The sequence below is a fragment of the Halobacteriovorax sp. DA5 genome (assembly GCF_002903145.1).
In the GTDB taxonomy this organism is placed as follows: domain Bacteria; phylum Bdellovibrionota; class Bacteriovoracia; order Bacteriovoracales; family Bacteriovoracaceae; genus Halobacteriovorax_A.
The window spans coordinates 1-338 of sequence record NZ_PPDJ01000036.1 but is presented as its reverse complement, the minus strand read 5'-3'; the positions used below and the strand labels follow the sequence as shown (position 1 = coordinate 338).

At 52.1% G+C, this 338-nt stretch carries 1 protein-coding gene; it reads left to right on the top strand.

Annotation, left to right across the window (positions count from 1 at the left end; translation table 11 throughout):
• Positions 1-277, top strand: a 277-nt coding sequence (locus C0Z22_RS16085; RefSeq protein ID WP_158246958.1) for a hypothetical protein, incomplete at its 5' end; no start/stop codon positions are given.
• Positions 278-338 lie beyond the last annotated feature (61 nt).

The following is a 338-nucleotide window of genomic DNA, read 5'->3' as shown; positions in this document are numbered from 1 at the left end:
AATCAACTTCACTGTTTTCCTCACCATGTTTGGAGAGAAGCTGAAGGGTGCTGACCCCGAAGACGTCATTGTGTCTGCCTTCAAGGTGCTGGATCCAGAGGGCACTGGCACCATCAAGAAGCAGTTCCTTGAGGAGCTTCTGACCACTCAGTGCGACAGGTTCTCTGCAGAGGAGATGAAGAATCTGTGGGCCGCCTTCCCCCCAGATGTGGCTGGCAATGTTGACTACAAGAACATCTGCTACGTCATCACACACGGAGAGGAGAAGGAGGAGTAAACGGCTGCGGAGACAAGACAGAAAATGAAGAGATGAACGCGTATCCCTCACTGCTTTACCC